This is a genomic window from Streptomyces rectiverticillatus (genome assembly GCF_013394065.1).
Lineage (GTDB): Bacteria > Actinomycetota > Actinomycetes > Streptomycetales > Streptomycetaceae > Streptomyces > Streptomyces rectiverticillatus.
In genome coordinates this window covers 1,126,774-1,144,572 of record NZ_CP040752.1, presented here as the reverse complement: position 1 = coordinate 1,144,572, position 17,799 = coordinate 1,126,774, and the positions used below count along the sequence as shown (strand labels likewise).

Below are 17,799 nucleotides of genomic sequence, written 5' to 3'. Positions count from 1 at the left end.
ACTGCGTGTCAGGAAGTGTGGACCCCTTCCCCAGCCGGCGCAATGCCCGCTACCCTCACGCGGCCCGGCCCCACCCGCCGGACACCGGCCCCAGGAGGGAGCGACCAGCATGGCGCCGCCGGACCCGCACGCCGAGCGCCTCGACCCCGCCACGACCGTACTGCTCACCGTCGAGTGCCAGCGCGGCGTCGTCGGCCCCGACAGCGCCCTGCCCGAGCTCGCGGCCGCCGCCCGTGCCTCCGGCGCCCTCGTGAACATCGCCCGCCTGGTCGCGGGCGCGCACGACGCGGGCGTCCAGGTCGTGCACGCCATCGCCGAGCGCCGCCCCGACGGCCGCGGTGCCAGCCGCAACGCCCGCCTCTTCCGCGCGGCCGAGCGGTTGCCCGTGCAGCAGCTGACCGGCACCCGCGCGGTCCGCGTCGCCGACCCGATCCCGGTCGGCGACGCGGACCTGGTCGTCCGGCGGCTGCACGGGCTCTCACCCCTGGCGGGCACGGGCGTGGACGCCCTGCTGCGCAACCTCGGCTGCCGCACCCTCGTCGTCACCGGCGTCTCGGCCAACGTGGCCGTACCCAACACCGTCTTCGACGCCGTCAACCTCGGCTACACGGCCGTCGTCCCCGCCGACGCCATCGCCGGCGTGCCCGCGGACTACACCGCGGCCATGGTCAGCCACACCCTGGCGCTCGTAGCCACCGTCACCACGGCCGACGCCGTGCTGCGCGGCTGGCGGAGCGCGCCCCGGAGCGGCTGACGCGAGGCTGCGGGCCCGGGCTCACCCCAGGTGCAGCGAGCCGCCGCGGACCGAGACCTGCTCCTCGGGGAGCGGCCCCTGCGCGGGACCGCCCTGCACGCTCCCGTCCGCGATCCGGAACTTACTGCCGTGGCACGGGCAGTTGATGGCGCCCCCGGAGACGTCCTTGACCACGCACCCCTGGTGGGTGCAGACCGCTGAGAAGGCCTTGAACTCGCCCTTCACCGGCTGGGTCACCACGACTTTCCGGTCCGGGAAGACCTTGCCGCCGCCCCCGCCGCCGCGACGACGCTGCGGCGGGTCGAGCCGCGCGGAGCCCGGAAGGCGGCCGGTGCGGCGGATCCGGCGGAGGTTGCGGATCCGGCGGAAGCGGCGGGAGACGTACGGAGCCGGCGGCCCCCGCGTTCAAAGGGCGGCAGAAGTCCCGCAGTAGCCTGGGGCAATGCTCCCCGAAGTCACAGCCACCCGATACGTCACGCCCTTGCGTGAGGGCGGCTCGCTCCCCGGGATCGTCGAGGCCGACGATCTCGGTACGTACGTCATGAAATTCACCGGTGCGGGTCAGGGCCGCAAGACGCTGGTCGCCGAGGTCGTCTGCGGACAGCTCGGCCGTGCTCTCGGCCTGCGCGTCCCGGACCTGGCACGCATCCAGCTCGACCCGGTCATCGGCCGGGGTGAGCCGGACCAGGAGGTGCAAGGGCTGCTCAAGGCCAGCGGCGGGCTCAACCTCGCCATGGACTTCCTGCCCGGCGCGCTCGGCTTCGACCCGCTCGCCTTCGAGGTCGGGGCGGCCGAGGCCGGCCGCGTGATCTGGTTCGACGCGCTCATCAACAACGTCGACCGCTCCTGGCGCAACCCCAACCTGCTCGTGTGGCACGGCGAGCTGTGGCTCATCGACCACGGCGCCACCATGATCTGGCACCACAACTGGCCGGGGGCCGCCGCGGCCGCGGGCAAGGCCTACGACGCCTCCGACCACGTCCTCGCCACCTTCGGCCCGGACCTCGCAGCGGCCGCGGCCGAGCTCGCGCCGCGCGTCACCGAGGAGCTGCTGACCGAGGTCGCCGCCGACGTGCCCGACGAGTGGCTCGCGGACGAGCCGGGCTTCGACGGCCCCGACGCAGTGCGCCGGGCCTACGTCGAGGTGCTGCTGGAACGGGCACGGAGCATCGGCGACCGGATCTCGGTCGGCGAACGCAGCAAGGACAAGCCCTCGCAGGCGCCGGAGTGGGTGCGTGTCAGGCTCGACGGAAGGGCCGGGAAGTGACCGGGCGCCACAACGGACGCGATGTTTTCGAGTACGCCCTGCTGCGGGTCGTCCCCCGCGTCGAGCGCGGTGAGCAGATCAACGCCGGGGTCGTCGTCTACTGCCAGGCCAAGGGCTACGTCGCCGCCCGCGTGCACCTGGACGAGGCGCGGCTGCTGGCCCTCGACCCGACGGCGGACGTGGCGGGCGTGCGCGCCGCGCTCTGCGCCGTCGAGGGCGTCTGCCTCGGCGGGGAGCGCGCCGGACAGGCAGCCGGAGACGACCCGGGACGCCGCTTCCGCTGGCTGATCGCGCCCCGCAGTACGGTCGTACAGCCGGGCCCCGTGCACGCCGGCCTGACGGCGGATCCCACGATCGAGCCGGAGCGGCTGCTGGACCTGCTGGTGAGGTGAGCTGCAGGGCGGTGCGGGAAGGCGTTGACAGCGGGTGGCGGGGCTTCTAGCGTCTGATCCGCCGAAGCTACTAAGCGGTTGCTCACCTGCCCGGCCGGGCGCCGGGCGGGCGGGCCGCCTTCGAGGTGAGGAGATCCCGTATGCCCAAGCCCGAGCAGCGCGTGGCCGTCGTCACGGGCGCGGCCCGCGGCATCGGTGCCGCGACCGCCGTCCGCCTGGCACGGGAGGGCCGCGCGGTCGCCGTCCTCGACCTCGACGAGGAGGCCTGTGCGGGCACCGTCGAGCAGATCACCGCGGCGGGTGGCCGGGCCCTCGCCGTCGGCTGCGACGTCTCCGACGCCGACCGGGTGGACGCCGCCGTCACCCGGATCGCCGCCGAGCTGGGCGCGCCGCTCATCCTCGTCAACAACGCGGGCGTGACCCGTGACAACCTGCTGTTCAAGATGAGCGAGAGCGACTGGGACACCGTCATGAGCGTGCACCTGCGGGGCGCGTTCCTGATGTCGCGCGCCTGCCAGAAGCACATGGTGGACGCGCGCTTCGGCCGCATAGTCAACCTCTCCAGCAGCTCCGCCCTCGGCAATCGCGGTCAGGCCAACTACGCGGCCGCCAAGGCCGGGGTGCAGGGCCTGACCAAGTCGCTCGCCAAGGAGCTGGGCAAGTTCGGCATCACCGCCAACTCCGTCGCCCCCGGCTTCATCGCCACCGAGATGACGGCCGCCACCGCGGCCCGCCTCGGCATGGGCTTCGAGGACTTCAAGGCCGCCGCGGCGACCCAGATCCCGGTGGAGCGCGTGGGCGAGCCCGAGGACATCGCCAACGCGGTCGCCTTCTTCACCGGCGAGGAGGCGGGCTTCGTCTCGGGACAGGTCCTGTACGTGGCCGGCGGACCGCTCAACTGACAGGAAGCACGGAGATGACTGCACAGCAGCAGGAGCAGCAGGAGCAGCAGGAGCAGGCCGGCCGGCAGGACACCGGCAAGGTCGCCCTCGTCACCGGCGCGAGCCGCGGCATCGGCTACGGCATCGCGCAGGCGCTCGTCGCCCGCGGCGACCGCGTCGTGATCACCGGCCGCAACGAGGACGCCCTCAAGCAGGCCGTCGAGTCGCTCGGCGCGGGCCGGGCGATCGGCATCGCGGGCAAGGCCCACGACGAGGCCCACCAGGCCGCCGCCGTGCAGCACGCCATGGAGGAGTTCGGCCGCATCGACTACCTGGTCAACAACGCCGGGACGAACCCCGTGTTCGGCCCCATGGCCGAGCTCGACCTCGGCGTCGCCCGCAAGGTCTTCGAGACCAATGTGATCTCCGCCCTCGGCTTCGCGCAGCAGACGTGGCGGGCGTGGCAGAAGGACAACGGCGGTGCGATCGTCAACATCGCGTCGGTCGCCGGCATCTCCGCCTCCCCCTTCGTCGGGGCGTACGGCATGAGCAAGGCCGCGATGGTCAACCTCACGCTGCAGCTCGCGCACGAGTTCGCCCCGGCGGTGCGGGTCAACTCCATCGCACCGGCCGTCGTCAAGACGAAGTTCGCCGCCGCCCTCTACGAGGGGCGCGAGGAGGAGGTCGTGGCCTCGTACCCGCTCGGCCGCCTCGGCGTCCCCGAGGACATCGGGGGAGCGGCCGCGTTCCTGCTCTCGGACGCGGCCGGGTGGATCACCGGGCAGACCCTCGTCGTGGACGGCGGGATCTTCCTGAACGCGGGGTTCTGAGGCCGGGCGGCACGGGTGCCGGGGGGCGGGCGTCGGCCGTTGTCAGTGGTCGCCGGTAAGTTCTCACCCGAGAACGGAACGAACCCCGGAGGTTGTTGACGTGACCGTCACCGACGTGCTGCCCCAGTCCTGGCAGGGTGTCCTCGCCGAGGAGCTGGACAAGCCCTACTTCAAGGAGCTCACCGACTTCGTGGAGGAGGAGCGCACGAAGGCACCGGTGTACCCGCCGCGCGGGGAGGTCTTCGCAGCCCTGGAGGCGACCCCGTACGACCAGGTCAAGGTCCTCATCCTCGGCCAGGACCCCTACCACGGCGCGGGCCAGGGCCACGGCCTGTGCTTCTCGGTCCGCCCCGGGGTGAAGACCCCGCCCTCCCTGCGCAACATCTACAAGGAGATGCGCGAGGAGCTCGGCTACGACGTCCCGGACAACGGCTATCTCCAGCCGTGGGCCGAGCAGGGCGTCCTGCTGCTCAACGCCGTGCTGACGGTCCGCGGCGGGGAGCCCAATTCCCACAAGGGCAAGGGCTGGGAGAAGTTCACCGACGCGGTCATCCGCGCCGTGGCGTCCCGGCCCGACCCGGCCGTCTTCGTCCTCTGGGGCAACTACGCCCAGAAGAAGCTGCCCCTGATCGACGAGAGCCGGCACGTCGTGGTCAAGGGCGCCCACCCCTCGCCGCTGTCGGCGAAGAAGTTCTTCGGCAGCCGCCCCTTCAGCCAGATCAACGAGGCGGTCGCGGCCCAGGGCCACGAGCCGATCGACTGGCGCATCCCGGACCTGGCGGCCGTGCCGGCACTCTGACCCGGTCCCGGCCGGGGCCCGCGGGCGGGCATCGTGCCCGCCGGCCCGGGGCCCCGGCCTCCGGCCGCACTGCGGCGGCGCGTCAGTGCCCGTAGACCGAGTCGCAGATCCGTGAGGCGTCGCCGCCCTGCTGCCAGCGCCCGTGCTGCCGGCCCATCGCGCAGACGTTGTTGTTACGGGCACGGGGTGCGGGCGCAGGCGGGGGCGCCTGCGGGGGTGGCGCCGCCGACGACGCTTCCCGGTGGGAGGCTGATGCGGGCGGGGAGTCGGCGGTGCGCTGCTCCGGCTGCGGGGCGGGCGCCTCGCTCCGTGGGTAGGACGGGCTGAGGTCCGGGGATGCGCGCCGGTCCGGCGAGGCCCAGCTGCGGCCCGTACTACGGGGCGGGTGCGAGAGCCGCGGGGAGCCGGAGGAGCGCGACGGCTCCGCTCCGTCGTCGGACGGGTCCGGGGGATCGCCGAAGTCGTAAGGATCCGCAGGATCCGCCCCGTCCCGGTGCCCGTGGGCGCCGGAGCGGCCGGAGGGGGTGATCGCGCCCTCGGGTCCCGAGGCGCCCCCGGCCGTGGCGGCTCTCGGGTCCTGCCCGGGAGCCGTGGGGGAGCGGGCTCCGTCGGGCCCCGTGGTGATCAGATCCTCACGGGCGGGGCCGGGCAGCAGATCGCCCGGCCGGGAGTGGCCCGGCGGGCGGGGCGGGGAGTGGGAGGCGGGCGGCTGGGAGACGGACACACACCCGGCGGCCGCCAGCGCCACCGCCGCCATGACCGTCACTGCAGGCAGTCGATGCACTCGCTCAACTCTGCTCTGCAGCCGTCGTCGTTGGGAATTACCCGCACGGGTGATGTGCGATCATGCGTCCGGGAGCGCTCAGGCCCCGGTCGCCCCGTCGATCCGCTCGCGGATGAGGTCGGCGTGGCCGTTGTGGCGCGCATACTCCTCGATCATGTGGATGTAGATCCACCGCAGGTCGAACTCCTTGTTGCGGTGCGGGGCGAAGCCGCGGTCGTCCAGCGAGCGCCCGCGCGCCGCCTCCCGGGCCGCGGCGATCTCCGCCTGCCAGGTGGCGTAGGCCTCCTCCCAGCAGTCCGCCTCCGTGACCTCCATGTCCCGGTCCGGCTCTGCGTCGGTGTAGTAGAGCGGCCCGGCCTCCTCGCGGGCCAGGCACCGGCGGAACCAGCTGCGCTCGACCTCGGCCATGTGCCGGACGAGACCCATCAGGCTCATCGGGGACGGCGGTGCGGAGGCCTCGCGCAGCTGCGCCTCGTCCAGGCCCGCGCACTTCAGGGCCAGCGTGGCACGGTGGAAGTCGAGCCAGCTCTCCAGGCTGGTGCGCTCGTCGGAGACGGTGGGGGGCGTGGGGCGCTCAGGAAGGATCATGGCGGTCATCCTCGCGGCCCCGTGCCGCCCGCGCCAGGAGTTTTCCCCCGGCATCGCCGACCGGCGCCCTTCCGCACAGCCGTATGCTTCCCGAACAAGGACACGCACGCACCAGGGAGGCGCTGTGAAGGTCGGCTGCATCGGGCTCGGAGACATCGCACAGAAGGCGTACCTTCCGGTGCTCGCCACCCGGCCGGGTCTCGAACTCCACCTCCACACCCGCACCCCCGCCACGCTCGCGCGCGTCGCCGAGGCCCACCGCATCCCGGAGGCCCGGTGCCACACCGGCCTCGACGGGCTGCTCGCGGCGGACCTCGACGCGGCCTTCGTCCACGCGGCGACCGCGGCCCACCCCGAGCTCGTCACCCGCCTCCTCGAAGCGGGCGTACCGGTCTACGTCGACAAGCCCCTCGCCTACGACCTCGCCACCAGCGAGCGGCTCGTCCGCCTCGCCCGGGAGCGGGGCGTGAGCCTGATGGTCGGCTTCAACCGCCGCTTCGCACCGTCCTACGCCCAGTGCCTGGACCACCCGCGCGACCTGATCCTGATGCAGAAGAACCGCGTCGGGCTGGCCGAGGACCCGCGCACCCTCGTGCTCGACGACTTCATCCACGTCGTCGACACCCTGCGCTTCCTCGCCCCCGGGCCCGTCGAGCACGTGGACGTGCGCGCCCGGGTCCGTGACGGCCTCATGCACCACGTCGTCCTCCAGCTCTCCGGCGACGGCTTCACGGCCATCGGCACCATGAACCGGATGAACGGCTCCACCGAGGAGATCCTCGAGGTCTCCGGACAGGACACCAAGCGGCAGGTCCTCAACCTCTCCGAGGTGATCGACCACAAGGGGCAGCCCAGCGTCCGCAGGCGCGGCGACTGGGTGCCCGTCTCCCGTCAGCGCGGCATCGAGCAGACCGCCCTCGCCTTCCTCGACGCGGCCGGCGCGGGCAAGCTGCTCGACGCCGAGGACGCGCTGGCCACCCACGAACTGTGCGAGCGCGTCGTCATGGCCGCTTCCGAGCAGGCTTCCTGACGTTCCGTCGCATCAGCCGGACGCCCTCGGCGGCGCACGTGCAGGCGACGACCGCCAAGGACACCAGGACGACCCAGTCCCCGTACCGGACGTAGGGGCTCGTGCCGCGGGCCAGCGGCACTTCGCGGACGGCGGCCTCGCTGCGGTCGGTGCCGAGCGGGGCGCCGACCGCCCGGCCCTGCGGACCGGCGACCGTGCTCACGCCCGTCAGCGTCGCGTGCACCACAGGCCGCCAGGTCTCGGCCGCCCGCAGCGCGGCGAGCGAGGCGTGCTGCCACGGGGCCCAGCTCTGCTGGAACGTAGAGGTGGAGGACTGGGCGACGATCACCTGGGCGCCGTCGCGGGCCAGCTGCCGGCTCATGTCGGGGAAGGCCGACTCGAAGCACACCAGGGGGCCGATGCGCAGGCCCTCCGGCGCGGAGGGGGAGGCGGGCAGCCTCATCACCACCGGGCGTTCGCCGCGCATGCGGTCCTCGCCGGCCGCCCTGCCCACCGACGTGGCCCAGCCGAGCAGGGAGCGCGCCGGCACGTACTCCCCGAACGGCACGAGCCGCATCTTGTCGTAGCGTTCCCCGGTCGGCCCGCCGGGGCCGACGAGCACGGAACTCTTGAAGATGCCGGGCCGGTCCGAGCGGCGCGCGTCGACGTTGACGAGGAGGTCCGCGCCCACCGCGCGGGAGAGCGCCGTGAGCCGGTCCCGGAGGCCGGGGTGCTGCGCGAGGTCGCCGCCGACGCCGCTCTCGCCCCACACCACGAGGTCCACCCGCTGCCCGGCCAGCTTCCTCGTGAGCTCCTCCTGGCGGTCGAACCGGTGCTGGACGCTGCCCGCCCCGTCGACGACGCCCGGCTGCACGAGAGCGATCCGGACGGTGCCCGCGGGGCGCGGCGAAGGCGCCCACCACCACACTCCGGCGACGACGGCTGCACAGCCCACCAGGCCGACTAGTCCGGTGATACGCGCGCGAGATGCCCAAATGACCGTGGAAACAGCGGTGTTGAGAGCCACGAGGAGGAAAGTAACCAGCCAGATCCCGCCCGTAGAAGCGAGCTTGAGAGCGGGTGCCACCTGCCATTGACTCGCCCCGAACAGACCCCACGGTCCGCCCAAATACTCCCATGAACGGGCAAGTTCGACCATCAACCAGCCGGAGGGGACGGCGAAGAGGGCTGCTGCGGCCCGCGCAGGCCCCGGGGAACCGCCCATCAGCCGCTTGACCAGCACGCCCCACGGCGCCCACAGCAGCCCCAGCAGCGCGGCCAGCACCAGGATGAAGACGTGCAGACTCGGCAGCAGCCAGTGGTGCACGGCCAGCAGGAACCCGCCACCGCCGAGCCAGCCGTCGAGCGCCGCCCGCCGCGCGCAGGGCGCCGTGCGGATCAGGGACAGCCAGGGGACGAGGGCGACGTAGGCCAGCCACCACAGCGAAGGCGTGGGAAACGTGAGCGCGGGCAGCGCTCCCGCCACCACCGCCGCAGCCGCCCGCGGCCAGGGCCGGGTCAGCGGCCCGGCGTACGTGCCGTCCGGCGGTTGCGTCGTCATGGCGTGCCTCCCTGGGCCCGAACGGTCACCGGCGCCATAGATCGTCGATCATTCGTCCGCGCAACGGATGAGCGAGATCCGGCCAACCCTTATCTTTTCGAACAGTGGAGGATCATGAGGAAAAAACTCTGACATCGGGGTGCAATATTCCACCGCAGCCACTCACCGGAAAAGCTCTTTTAGTCGGGTCCGGTCAGAAATGATCCAAAGTGAGCCTTGCGTCCTGCGCTGGAAAGGTGTGACCGGGTATGCGCCGCGGGTTATCCCCGGTCCACCCTGGGCAGGTACCGCGCAAAAGCGGACAGGAATGCTGCGAGCCGGCCTGGGGAGGCGCCGTGACGGGCGTGCGAGATCGCATATCAGTACAGCCCTTGGAGATCGTGCCCTTCTACTGTCCGATACCGCCGGCGGTGCACCCGGGCATCCGGGAGATCGACCGCACCTCGATCGACTGGATGCTCCAGCGACAGCTCGACACCTCGGCCCACCAGCGGCAGCGCCTCGCCCGGTGCGACTTCGGCGGGCTCACGGCCCGGACCATGCCCTACGGCCGGTCCGGACCGCTCACCGTCGTCGCCAAGCTCCACGCCGTGCTCTTCTCCCTGGACGACGCCCTGTGCGACGAGTCGACCGCCACCGCCCACGGCCTGGCGCACACGACCTCACGCATCATGCGCGTCCTGGAAGCGCCGGTGCCGGAGTGGCCGGATGACTCGCCCCACGCCGCGGCACTGCGGGCCGTCCGCCTGGAGCTGGCCGAGCACGCGACACCGAGCCAGCTGCGCCACTGGACCGAGGGCATGCGCACCTACCTCACCGGCCTGGTGTGGGAGGCCGCCTGCCGCCGCGACCGGGCCCTGCCGTCCGTGAACGACTACGCCGCCATGTGGATGCGCGCCATCGGCATGGCGCCCTCCACGGCCCTGATGGACATCGCAGGAGGATACGAACTCGACGACCGCGACCTGGACCGGCCCGAGGTCCGGGCCCTCACCGAGATGACCTGGACGCTCGTCGCCTGGGACAACGACTTCTACTCACGGAACAAGGAGATCCAGCGTGCCGGCGACAACCTCAACCTGATCGACGTCCTGGTCCAGGAACGGGACTGGGAGCCCGCCCGGGCCCAGGAAGAGGCCATGGCGATGCGCGACCGCGTCATGACGCTCTTCCTGCGCTTACGCGAGCAGATCTGGCCCCGGGCCGGGGTGGAACTGCGCTGCTACCTGGTGGCGCTGGGCCACTTCGTCCGCGGGCACCTGGACTGGGCCTCGGTCTGCGCCCGCTACCAGGACCCCTACGGGACCGCCGCCGACGTGGAGTGGTGGAAACCGCTCCCGTCGGACAACAGCCCGGATCCCCTGCCCATCCCCGCCATCGCCTGGTGGTGGGACCAACTCGAGACCGGCCGCTACCGCCGCCCCAGCAGGCGCCTCAGCGACCTCCACCATGACCGCCGCGAACCCGGCGCCTGCGGACCGGGCGTCTCCGCACCGGCGGCCCGGACCGGAGACGCCGGGATGGCCGGCTGCTCGGCCCGCTCCGGCTGAGCGGGCGCGGGCGGCTCCGGCGCGGGTGTCAGCGTCTCCTCCGGGGGCAGTGGCGCCCGCGCCGTGAACCGGACCGGCAGTCCGGTCAGATGACGGGACATCAGAGTGGAACGGTAGGTCAGCTCCGACTCGTCCACCGCGAGGGTGAGATCGGGCAGGCGCAGCAGCAGGGCGTCGATGCCCGTGTCCGCGATCGCCCGGCCCACGTCCTGGCCCGGGCACTCGTGCTGGCCCCCGCTGAACGCCAGGTGCGAGCGGTTGCCGTGGACGGGGACGTCGGGATCGGGGCGGATGACCGTGTCCATATTGGCGGCGGCCAGCCCCAGGATCAGGGCGTCCCCCTCCTTGATCTGCTGACCTGCCAGCTCCGTGTCCTGCGTCGCCCAGCGGCCCAGGATCGAGATGAACGGAGGCTCGTCCCACAGGACCTGCTCGACCGCATCGGGCAGCGTCATGTGACCGCCGGCCAGGGAGGCCTGGAAGCGGTGGTCGGTGAGCACCATCTTCAGGGTGTTCGCGATGAGGTTCGCCGTGGTCTCGAAGGCCGCGATCAGCACCAGCCGCAGATGCTGCTGCACCTCGTCGTCCGACAGCCCGGCGGGGTGCTCCAGCAGCCAGCTGGTGAAGTCGGCGCCCGGCTCGACGTGCTTGCGCGCCACCAGCTTGCGCAGCGTCTCCTGGACGAACTCGTTGCTCGCGATCGCCGTCTCGGTGCCCTTGATCATGTCCCGGGCGGCGTTGACCAGCTGGGGGCTGTACGCCTCCGGCATGCCCAGCAGCTGCGTCATCGCCATCATCGGCAGCTGCTCCGCGAACTCGTGCACCAGATCGGCCCGGCCCGAGGCGCAGAAGCGGTCGACGAGCTGGTTCGAGTACTGGGTGACGTGGCGGCGGATGCCCCGCTTGTCGAAGCGGGCGATGCTGTCGTTGACGGCGCCGCGCCAGCGCTCGTGCTGCTGGCCGTCGGCGAAGACGCAGATCGGCTGCCAGGTGGTGATCGGCGCGAGCGGGTGGGTCGGGGCCACGCGGCCCTCGCGCGCCTCGATCCACCGCCGGGAGTCGCGCGAGAAACGCGAGGGGGTGCGCGCCACGTCGAGGTTCTCGCGGTAGCCGAGGACGAGCCAGGCCGGGACGTCGTCGTGCAGCAGGACGGGCGCCACCTGGCCGTGCTTCTGGCGGAGCCGCTCGTACAGCCCCATCGGGTCGGCCTCGGCCTCCGGGCCGTACAGCCGGGTGATCCCGCCGGGGCCGGTCACATGGGCCGGGCACTGCGGGGGAGGCCCGGCCGGGGAGGTGGTGCGGGGGCGTTCGGAAGGGAGGGTCACTGGTGCTCCGTGGAGGCGGTGGTGAGCGTGTAGAGGTAGCGCATGAGGGTGAGCAGGGTGTCGCGGCAGGAGGCGCGGTCTCGGGCGTCGCAGTCGACCATGGGCACCGAGTCGTCGAGGTCCATGGCCGAGCGGAGCTGCTCCATCGGGTATCTGGGGGCCTGGGGGAAGCGGTTGACGCCGACGACGAACGGCACTCCCTTCTCCTCCAGACGCCCGATCACGTCGTAACTGACGTCCATGCGGCGGGTGTCGAGGAGGACGACCGCTCCCAGGGCGCCCTCGAACAGGCCGTTCCACAGGAACCAGAAGCGCTCCTGGCCGGGAGTGCCGAACAGATACAGCACCAGGTGCTCGTTGATGCTGATCCGGCCGAAGTCCATGGCCACGGTCGTCTCGGTCTTGTGCTCGATCCCGGCGATGTCGTCCACGCCGACACCGGCCTGGGTCATCGTCTCCTCGGTGGTCAGTGGCCGGATCTCGCTGACCGAGCCCACCAGGGTCGTCTTGCCGACCCCGAACCCGCCGACGATGACGACCTTGACGGCCGCGGTGGCCGAGGCCGGCAGGACGTCCTCGCTGCGCGGGCCCGCATAGGTCTCCAACCCGGGGGAGTCAGAGCTTCTGTAGTCCATTCATCACCGCCTCCAGAAGTTGAACGTCGGGAAGGGCGGCCGCCGGCACCGGCGGCCGGGCCTCCACGTGCCGACCCGCCACCAGCTCCGTGAGCAGCAGGGTCAGCGTGCTGACCGGCAGTTCCAGATAGGCCGATATCTCGGCGACGGAGAGCGGGTAGGCACACATCCGGACGATGGCGGCGTGCTCGGGCTGCAGCCCGGGGTCGGCCTCGGACCGGGACACGATCAGCGTCACCAGGTCGAGCTCCGTCTTCCGCTCCGCGCGGGGCTCGCCTCCGGTGAGGATGTAGAGCCGGTCCGGGCTGCCGGGCGCGGTCGGGGAGCCGGGTCCCTCCGTGCTCATGTCACCGACCCGCCGACCCGCGGCGGGCTGGTGAGATGCGAACCGATGCGGGCCACCAGATCCCGCATCCGCATGCCCATCAGCTCGGCGTCCACGTCGTCGTCGGCCAGCACCGCGAGGAAGGCTCCGGCCCCGGCGGCCATCAGATAGAAGAATCCGCCGTCGACCTCGATCACGACCAGGCGCATCTGCCCGTCCCCGTGCGGGAATTCACCGGCGATCGCGGTGGAGAGGCTCTGCAGTCCGGCACAGGCGGCGGCGAGGCGGTCGGCGGCGTCCGGGTCGGTGCCGTGCTGAGCCATGCGCAGGCCGTCCGAGGACAGCACGATCACGTGGCGGGTCTGCGGAACACTGGTTGCCAGGTCCTTGAGCATCCAGTCCATGTTGAACCGCGGCTGCGTCACTTGGCTACTCTTCCTTGTCTGACGGGATATCACTGTGCGGCCGACCGGGATCCGGCTCCAGGGACTCCCCGTTGATGCCGCGGTTGAAGGCGGCCAGCCACATTCCGGGCTGCTTGGGGGCCTCCTCCGGAGCGGCCGGCGCGGCGGGCGGGGCCGGCGGCCGGTCCCGCCGTTCGGCCGCGCCCCGGCCGAACGGGAGCGGCGCGGGGCCGCGGCGCCGCCGTCGCTGCGGCAGCCCGCTGTCCCCGAGCGGTGGCGGGATGGGGTGCTCCATCATCGGCGGAGCCGTCTGCGGAGCGGGCGGGGGGATCTTCTGGCCCGGGCGGCGCTTGGACTTGAAGGGCGGGAGCTTGGGCGCGCGGGCGATGTCGCCGCCGGGGTGCTTGCTGGCGGTGATCAGGTCCATGGGGATGACCAGCACGGCCCGGACGCCTCCGTAGGCGGAGGGCCGCAGCGACACCAGGAAGTTGTACGTGCGGGCGAGCCGGCTGACGACCGCGAGGCCCAGCCGCGGCGCCTCGCCGAGGTCGTCGAGGTCGAGGGCGCCCTCGCGGGAGAGGACGCGGTCGGTGCGGCGGCGCGCCTCGTCGGTGAGGCCGACGCCTGCGTCCTCGATCTCGACGGCGATGCCGGACTGGATGTCCACGGCGGTCAGGTGCACCCGGGTCTGCGGGGGTGAGTAGCGGGTGGCGTTGTCCAGCAGCTCGGCCAGGGCGTGGATCACCGGCTCGACGCCGGCGCCGACCACGGCTACGTCGGCCACCGAGTGCAGGTCGACCCGCCGGTACTCCAGGATCCGCGACATGGCGCCGCGCAGCACGTTGTACAGCGGGATCTCGTTCTTCCACTGGCGGCCGGGGCGGGAGCCGCCGAGGACGGCGATGCTGTCGGCGAGGCGGCCGGTCAGGGCGTTGCCGTGGTCGAGGTGGAGGAGATCGCCGAAGACGTCGGGGTCGTTGCCGTGCTTGTGCTCCATCTCCCGGATGTCGTAGGCCTGCTGGTGCACGATGGCCTGCATGCGACGGGCGATGTTGACGAAGGCGCGCTGCGCGGAGTCACGCAGCCCCTCCTCCGCCTGCACGGCTTCGATGACGGATTTCAGCACCGACCGGTGCGCGGCCGCGTAGCCGGGCTCGAGGTCGTGGACGGGGAGCGTGTGGCGCAGTACGACCTCGGTGGGGGCGCCGCGCTGCAGCAGGTGGATGGCCCGGGGGAGCAGCTCCTTGGCCAGCCGCCGGGTCTCCGCCTCGTGCTGGTCGAGCCGGTACCGCAGGCCGGCCTCCTGGTCGGCGCAGCGCCGCCGCAGGGCCGCGATGACCCGTCCCCGCCGGGCGGCCTCGGAGCTTGCCAGCGCCACCGCGACCGTGGCGGAGGACCCGCACCAGGCCACCGGAACGCGGGCCTCGGGAGCGACGGCGAGGACCGCCGCACCCGTGCACACGGCCAGGACCAAGGGGGAGATCAGCCATATCAGAGCGGAGACGGGCCGCCGTTGAACTGACGAGCCAGTACCAACCATCGGGATCCTCGGAACTCTTAAGAAGGCGTAGGGCCCGGCGCGCGGCAATCCCGGGTGTCTCCCGCGGAGAACGGCGCCGGCGCAGCACTTGTGCGCACCGTGAAGTAGTCGCCACAACCCGCTGCGCGACATGGAGCGTAGCCGGTCGCGCGGGGCTCCGGCGCGAAGTTGTCATATTCGCAGATTGGCCTGACGTAGGAATTCGAAAGGCTTCATAATGGCCTCGCGCTTCGAATTCCGAATGGGTTTCCGAATCGTATGAATGTATGTTCGGTGCACGTTGGGTGTGCTGCCCGTGGTGCGGAACGGGCTCCAGTGGCGGGCGGGGGAAGGTCACGCTCCCGGGTGGTCCGTCTGCCGAACCCTGCCCCTGGCCTCACGGACGGGGCTAGGCTCGCTCCACCACATCTTCCGGGGAGACATCGCCATGTCAGGGCATCAGCGTGAACAGAACGCATCCGCCGCCCTGTTCGAGCGGGAGCTCGAGCTGCAAGCCGCTGAGGAAGCGGTGCAAAGGCTGTGCGGAACTGCGACCGAAGGGCGGCCCCGGCTCGGCGGCCTGCTGCTGTACAGGGGCGAAGCAGGCCTGGGGAAAACGGCGTTGCTCACCGAGACGCGCCGGATGGCCATCGAGGCGGGCAAGTGCACCGTCCTCTTCGCGCGCGGCAGCGAGTCCGCGCAGCCGGTCCCCTTCCACGTCGTCCGCCAGCTGCTCCAGCCGGTCCTGGCGCCGATGAGCGAGAGCGACCGCAAGGAGCTGCTCGGCGGCTGGTACGAGATCGCCGGCCCCGCGCTGGGCATCGCCCCGCCGGTCGGCCCGCAGGACCCCCAGGGCGTGCGCGACGGCATCGACTGGCTCGTCACCCAACTCGCCACCCGCCAGGAGCCGGTGGTGCTGATGATCGACGACGCTCACTGGGCCGACGCCGAGTCGCTCGCCTGGCTCGCGTTCTTCGCCGTGCGCCTGCAGGAGACGCCGCTGCTCGCCGTCATCGCCTACCGCCCGGAGGAACTAGCCGAGAACGCCCCGGGCTTCAGCGAGCTGGTCACCGGTCGCAGCTCCCGTCCCGTGGAGCTGCGCGCCCTGACCCCGGAAGCGGTCAACCGGCTGGTGGTCGGCTCCTTCCCGGACGAGGCCGACGCCCCGTTCTGCCGCGAGGTCTGGGCCGTCACCGGCGGAAATCCCTACGAGACCGTCGAGTTGGTCGCCAAGGCGCAGGACCACGGCCTCAAGCCGGTCGAAGAGTCCGCCTCCCTCCTGCGCGACCTCGGCGCCACGGCCCGCGGCAGCGGTCTGGTGTCCCGCCTGGAGCGGCTGGGCACCGCCGTCACCCGCTTCGCCTGGGCGGCGGCCGTGCTCGGCACCGAGATCCAGCCGTCCCTGGCGGCGAACCTCGCGGGCATGGGGCCGGCCCAGGCCGCCGAGTGCGCGGACAAGCTGCGGCACGCCCGTATCCTCACCGGCGCCATCGACCTGGAATTCGTCCACCCGCTGATCGCCACGGCCATCTACGCCTCGATCCCGCCGGCCACCCGCACCGCCATGCACGGACAGGCCGCCTGGTCCGTCACCGAGGCGGGGCTGGGCCCCGCCTCGGCCTCCCGGCACCTGCTGGAGGTCCATCCCGACCACGACTCCGAGCTGGTCGAGCAGTTGCGCGTGGCCGCCCGCGAGCACCTGGCGGTCGGTGCCCCGGATGCGGCCCGCCGCTGTCTGGAGCGCGCCCTGCAGGAGCCGCCGCCCGAGGAGGAGCGGGCCGCGGTCCTCTACGAGCTGGGCTGCTCCGCACTGCTCACCTCGCCGTCGACGACCGTCAACCACCTCAAGACGGCGCTGTCCCTGCCGCACCTCACCGAGGAGCTGCGCGTCGACGCCACCTACCGCCTCTCCCAGGCCTACGCCCACAACAGCCAGCTGCGCGAGGCCGCCGACGTCGTGAAGGAGCAGGCCGAGCGCACCCCGCCGGGCGCCGGGCGGATGCGCCTGCAGGCCGCGCACTATCTGTGGCAGGGCATCCAGGTGGAGGAGCAGGACTCCCTGGGCCGTTCGCGCCGCATCGCCGAGCTCGCCGAACGCATTCGCGGCCGCGACAACACCGAGCGGACCCTGCTCGCCCTGCGCGGCTTCGACGGCATGATCCGCGGTGAGGACGCCGTGCAGGTGGTCGAGCACGTCGAGCGCGCCCTCGTGGACGGCCGGCTCGCCGAGGGCATGGGGTGGACCAACACCGAGTGGGGCTTCGAGGTCCCCAGCATCATCGGCATCACCTTCGCCTACACCGACCGGCTCGACCACGCCGAGGAGCTCTTCAAGGACGCCGTGCGGGCCTTCGAGATCTCCGGCTGGAGCGGCGGTCACCTCGCCTTCGCGCACGACTTCCTCGGTCTGGTGCACCGCCGCCGCGGCGAGCTGGACGAGGCCGAGGCCCTGCTGCGCGAGGGCCTGCGGCTGGGCAAGCGCCTCGGACCCGGCCTGCCGATCCACTGGGACGGCGCCTGCCTGCTGATCGACACCCTGCTCGCGCGCGGCCGGGTCGACGAGGCCCAGGCCTTCGCCGAGGAGAACGGCTTCCAGGCGCCCTACACGCCCGCCATCGTGCTGCCCGACGCCGCGTGCCTGGCCGGACGGCTGCTGCTCGCCCAGGGCCGCAGGAAGGAAGCGATCACGGAGCTGGAGGCCGCCGGGCGCAGGCTGGAGGAGCGCGGGCGGAACAACACCGTGTGGGCCCCGTGGGCGCTCGACCTGGCCGTCGCCGTCAAGGACGAGGAGCCCGAGCGCGCCCGCGACCTGGCCGGCAAGGCCGTCCGCAACGCCGCGCGCTTCGGCACGGACACCGCCCTCGGCGACGCCCTGCGCAGGGCCGCCCTGGTCGCCGAGCCGGACGAGGCCCTGGTGAAGCTCGGCCAGGCCGTGGTGCACCTGCGCCGCTCGCCGTGCAAGTACGAGTTCGCGGCGGCCCTGGTCGCCCACGGTTCGGCGCTGCTGCGGGCCGACCGGCCGGCCGAGGCGACCGAGCGGCTGCGCGAGGGGCTGGAAGTGGCCCAGCAGTGCGCGGCGGACGGGCTGGTGGCGACCGCCCGGGCCGATCTCGCGTCGGCGGTGTGCGAGGGAGTCGAGCCGGCGGGTGATGCCGTGCGCTGATCCCGGTCGGCTC

16 protein-coding genes and 2 pseudogenes are annotated in these 17,799 nt (G+C 72.4%); 9 read left to right on the top strand and 9 right to left on the bottom strand.

Annotated elements, in window-relative coordinates:
* Positions 1 to 109: 109 nt before the first annotated feature.
* Complete coding sequence (locus tag FGW37_RS04575) at positions 110 to 754, top strand: cysteine hydrolase family protein (protein ID WP_179079882.1); 645 nt, start codon at positions 110 to 112, stop codon at positions 752 to 754.
* Positions 755 to 775: 21 nt separating this feature from the next.
* Here FGW37_RS04575 and FGW37_RS34080 read toward each other — a convergent pair.
* Positions 776 to 1,173: pseudogene (locus tag FGW37_RS34080) on the bottom strand (Rieske (2Fe-2S) protein).
* Positions 1,174 to 1,196: 23 nt separating this feature from the next.
* On the opposite strand from FGW37_RS34080, the gene FGW37_RS04565 reads away from it, so the two are divergent.
* The 5 genes from FGW37_RS04565 (at position 1,197) to FGW37_RS04545 (ending at position 4,923) form a co-directional block, all read left to right on the top strand.
* Entirely contained in the window at positions 1,197 to 2,021 is an 825-nt protein-coding gene (locus FGW37_RS04565; RefSeq protein WP_179079881.1) for a HipA family kinase, read from the top strand.
* Positions 2,018 to 2,413 carry a DUF3037 domain-containing protein gene (locus tag FGW37_RS04560; RefSeq protein ID WP_179079880.1) on the top strand — a complete coding sequence of 132 codons (396 nt, stop codon included), beginning with the start codon at positions 2,018 to 2,020 and terminating at the stop codon, positions 2,411 to 2,413. Before FGW37_RS04565 ends, FGW37_RS04560 begins: the two co-directional genes overlap by 4 nt.
* Before the next feature lie 140 nt (positions 2,414 to 2,553).
* Entirely contained in the window at positions 2,554 to 3,315 is a 762-nt protein-coding gene (fabG, locus tag FGW37_RS04555; protein WP_179079879.1) for a 3-oxoacyl-ACP reductase FabG, read from the top strand.
* Between the two features lie 14 nt (positions 3,316 to 3,329).
* Complete coding sequence (locus tag FGW37_RS04550) at positions 3,330 to 4,124, top strand: SDR family oxidoreductase (RefSeq protein WP_179079878.1); 795 nt, start codon at positions 3,330 to 3,332, stop codon at positions 4,122 to 4,124.
* Between the two features lie 100 nt (positions 4,125 to 4,224).
* On the top strand, positions 4,225 to 4,923 hold the full coding sequence (locus FGW37_RS04545) for a uracil-DNA glycosylase (RefSeq protein WP_179079877.1): 699 nt from the start codon (positions 4,225 to 4,227) through the stop codon (positions 4,921 to 4,923).
* A gap of 82 nt (positions 4,924 to 5,005) precedes the next feature.
* Here FGW37_RS04545 and FGW37_RS04540 read toward each other — a convergent pair whose 3' ends face one another.
* Positions 5,006 to 5,707 carry a hypothetical protein gene (locus tag FGW37_RS04540; RefSeq protein WP_179079876.1) on the bottom strand — a complete coding sequence of 234 codons (702 nt, stop codon included), beginning with the start codon at positions 5,705 to 5,707 and terminating at the stop codon, positions 5,006 to 5,008.
* 78 nt (positions 5,708 to 5,785) lie between these two features.
* Entirely contained in the window at positions 5,786 to 6,295 is a 510-nt protein-coding gene (locus FGW37_RS04535) for a DinB family protein (protein WP_179079875.1), read from the bottom strand.
* Positions 6,296 to 6,419: 124 nt separating this feature from the next.
* On the opposite strand from FGW37_RS04535, the gene FGW37_RS04530 reads away from it, so the two are divergent.
* Complete coding sequence (locus FGW37_RS04530) at positions 6,420 to 7,325, top strand: Gfo/Idh/MocA family protein (protein WP_179079874.1); 906 nt, start codon at positions 6,420 to 6,422, stop codon at positions 7,323 to 7,325.
* Here the strand turns inward: FGW37_RS04530 and lnt are convergent.
* Positions 7,297 to 8,865: an apolipoprotein N-acyltransferase gene (gene lnt, locus FGW37_RS04525; RefSeq protein ID WP_179079873.1), complete on the bottom strand. Its 1,569-nt coding sequence runs from the start codon at positions 8,863 to 8,865 to the stop codon at positions 7,297 to 7,299. The two genes, FGW37_RS04530 and lnt, sit on opposite strands and share 29 nt — an antisense overlap.
* Positions 8,866 to 9,113: 248 nt before the next feature.
* On the opposite strand from lnt, the pseudogene FGW37_RS33160 reads away from it, so the two are divergent.
* A pseudogene (locus tag FGW37_RS33160) lies at positions 9,114 to 10,013 on the top strand (terpene synthase family protein); the annotation flags it as partial.
* A gap of 263 nt (positions 10,014 to 10,276) precedes the next feature.
* Here the strand turns inward: FGW37_RS33160 and FGW37_RS04520 are convergent.
* Genes FGW37_RS04520 through FGW37_RS04500 form a run of 5 tightly spaced genes read right to left on the bottom strand, consistent with a single transcriptional unit; the run spans position 10,277 to position 14,644 of the window.
* Positions 10,277 to 11,740: a cytochrome P450 gene (locus tag FGW37_RS04520; protein WP_179079872.1), complete on the bottom strand. Its 1,464-nt coding sequence runs from the start codon at positions 11,738 to 11,740 to the stop codon at positions 10,277 to 10,279.
* Positions 11,737 to 12,375, bottom strand: coding sequence for a GTP-binding protein (locus tag FGW37_RS04515; RefSeq protein ID WP_179079871.1), 639 nt, complete (start codon positions 12,373 to 12,375; stop codon positions 11,737 to 11,739). Before FGW37_RS04515 ends, FGW37_RS04520 begins: the two co-directional genes overlap by 4 nt.
* Positions 12,356 to 12,721 (bottom strand): DUF742 domain-containing protein, encoded by a 366-nt coding sequence (locus tag FGW37_RS04510; protein ID WP_058041366.1) that lies wholly within the window; start codon positions 12,719 to 12,721, stop codon positions 12,356 to 12,358. The genes FGW37_RS04515 and FGW37_RS04510 overlap by 20 nt, the downstream gene beginning before the upstream one ends.
* Positions 12,718 to 13,104, bottom strand: coding sequence for a roadblock/LC7 domain-containing protein (locus tag FGW37_RS04505; protein WP_206329087.1), 387 nt, complete (start codon positions 13,102 to 13,104; stop codon positions 12,718 to 12,720). Before FGW37_RS04505 ends, FGW37_RS04510 begins: the two co-directional genes overlap by 4 nt.
* Before the next feature lie 25 nt (positions 13,105 to 13,129).
* A complete protein-coding gene (locus tag FGW37_RS04500) occupies positions 13,130 to 14,644 on the bottom strand; it encodes a sensor histidine kinase (protein ID WP_179079870.1) in 1,515 nt (504 codons plus the stop codon).
* 427 nt (positions 14,645 to 15,071) lie between these two features.
* Here FGW37_RS04500 and FGW37_RS04495 point away from each other — a divergent pair, with 427 nt between their 5' ends.
* A complete protein-coding gene (locus FGW37_RS04495; RefSeq protein ID WP_179079869.1) occupies positions 15,072 to 17,786 on the top strand; it encodes an ATP-binding protein in 2,715 nt (904 codons plus the stop codon).
* Positions 17,787 to 17,799: the final 13 nt, after the last annotated feature.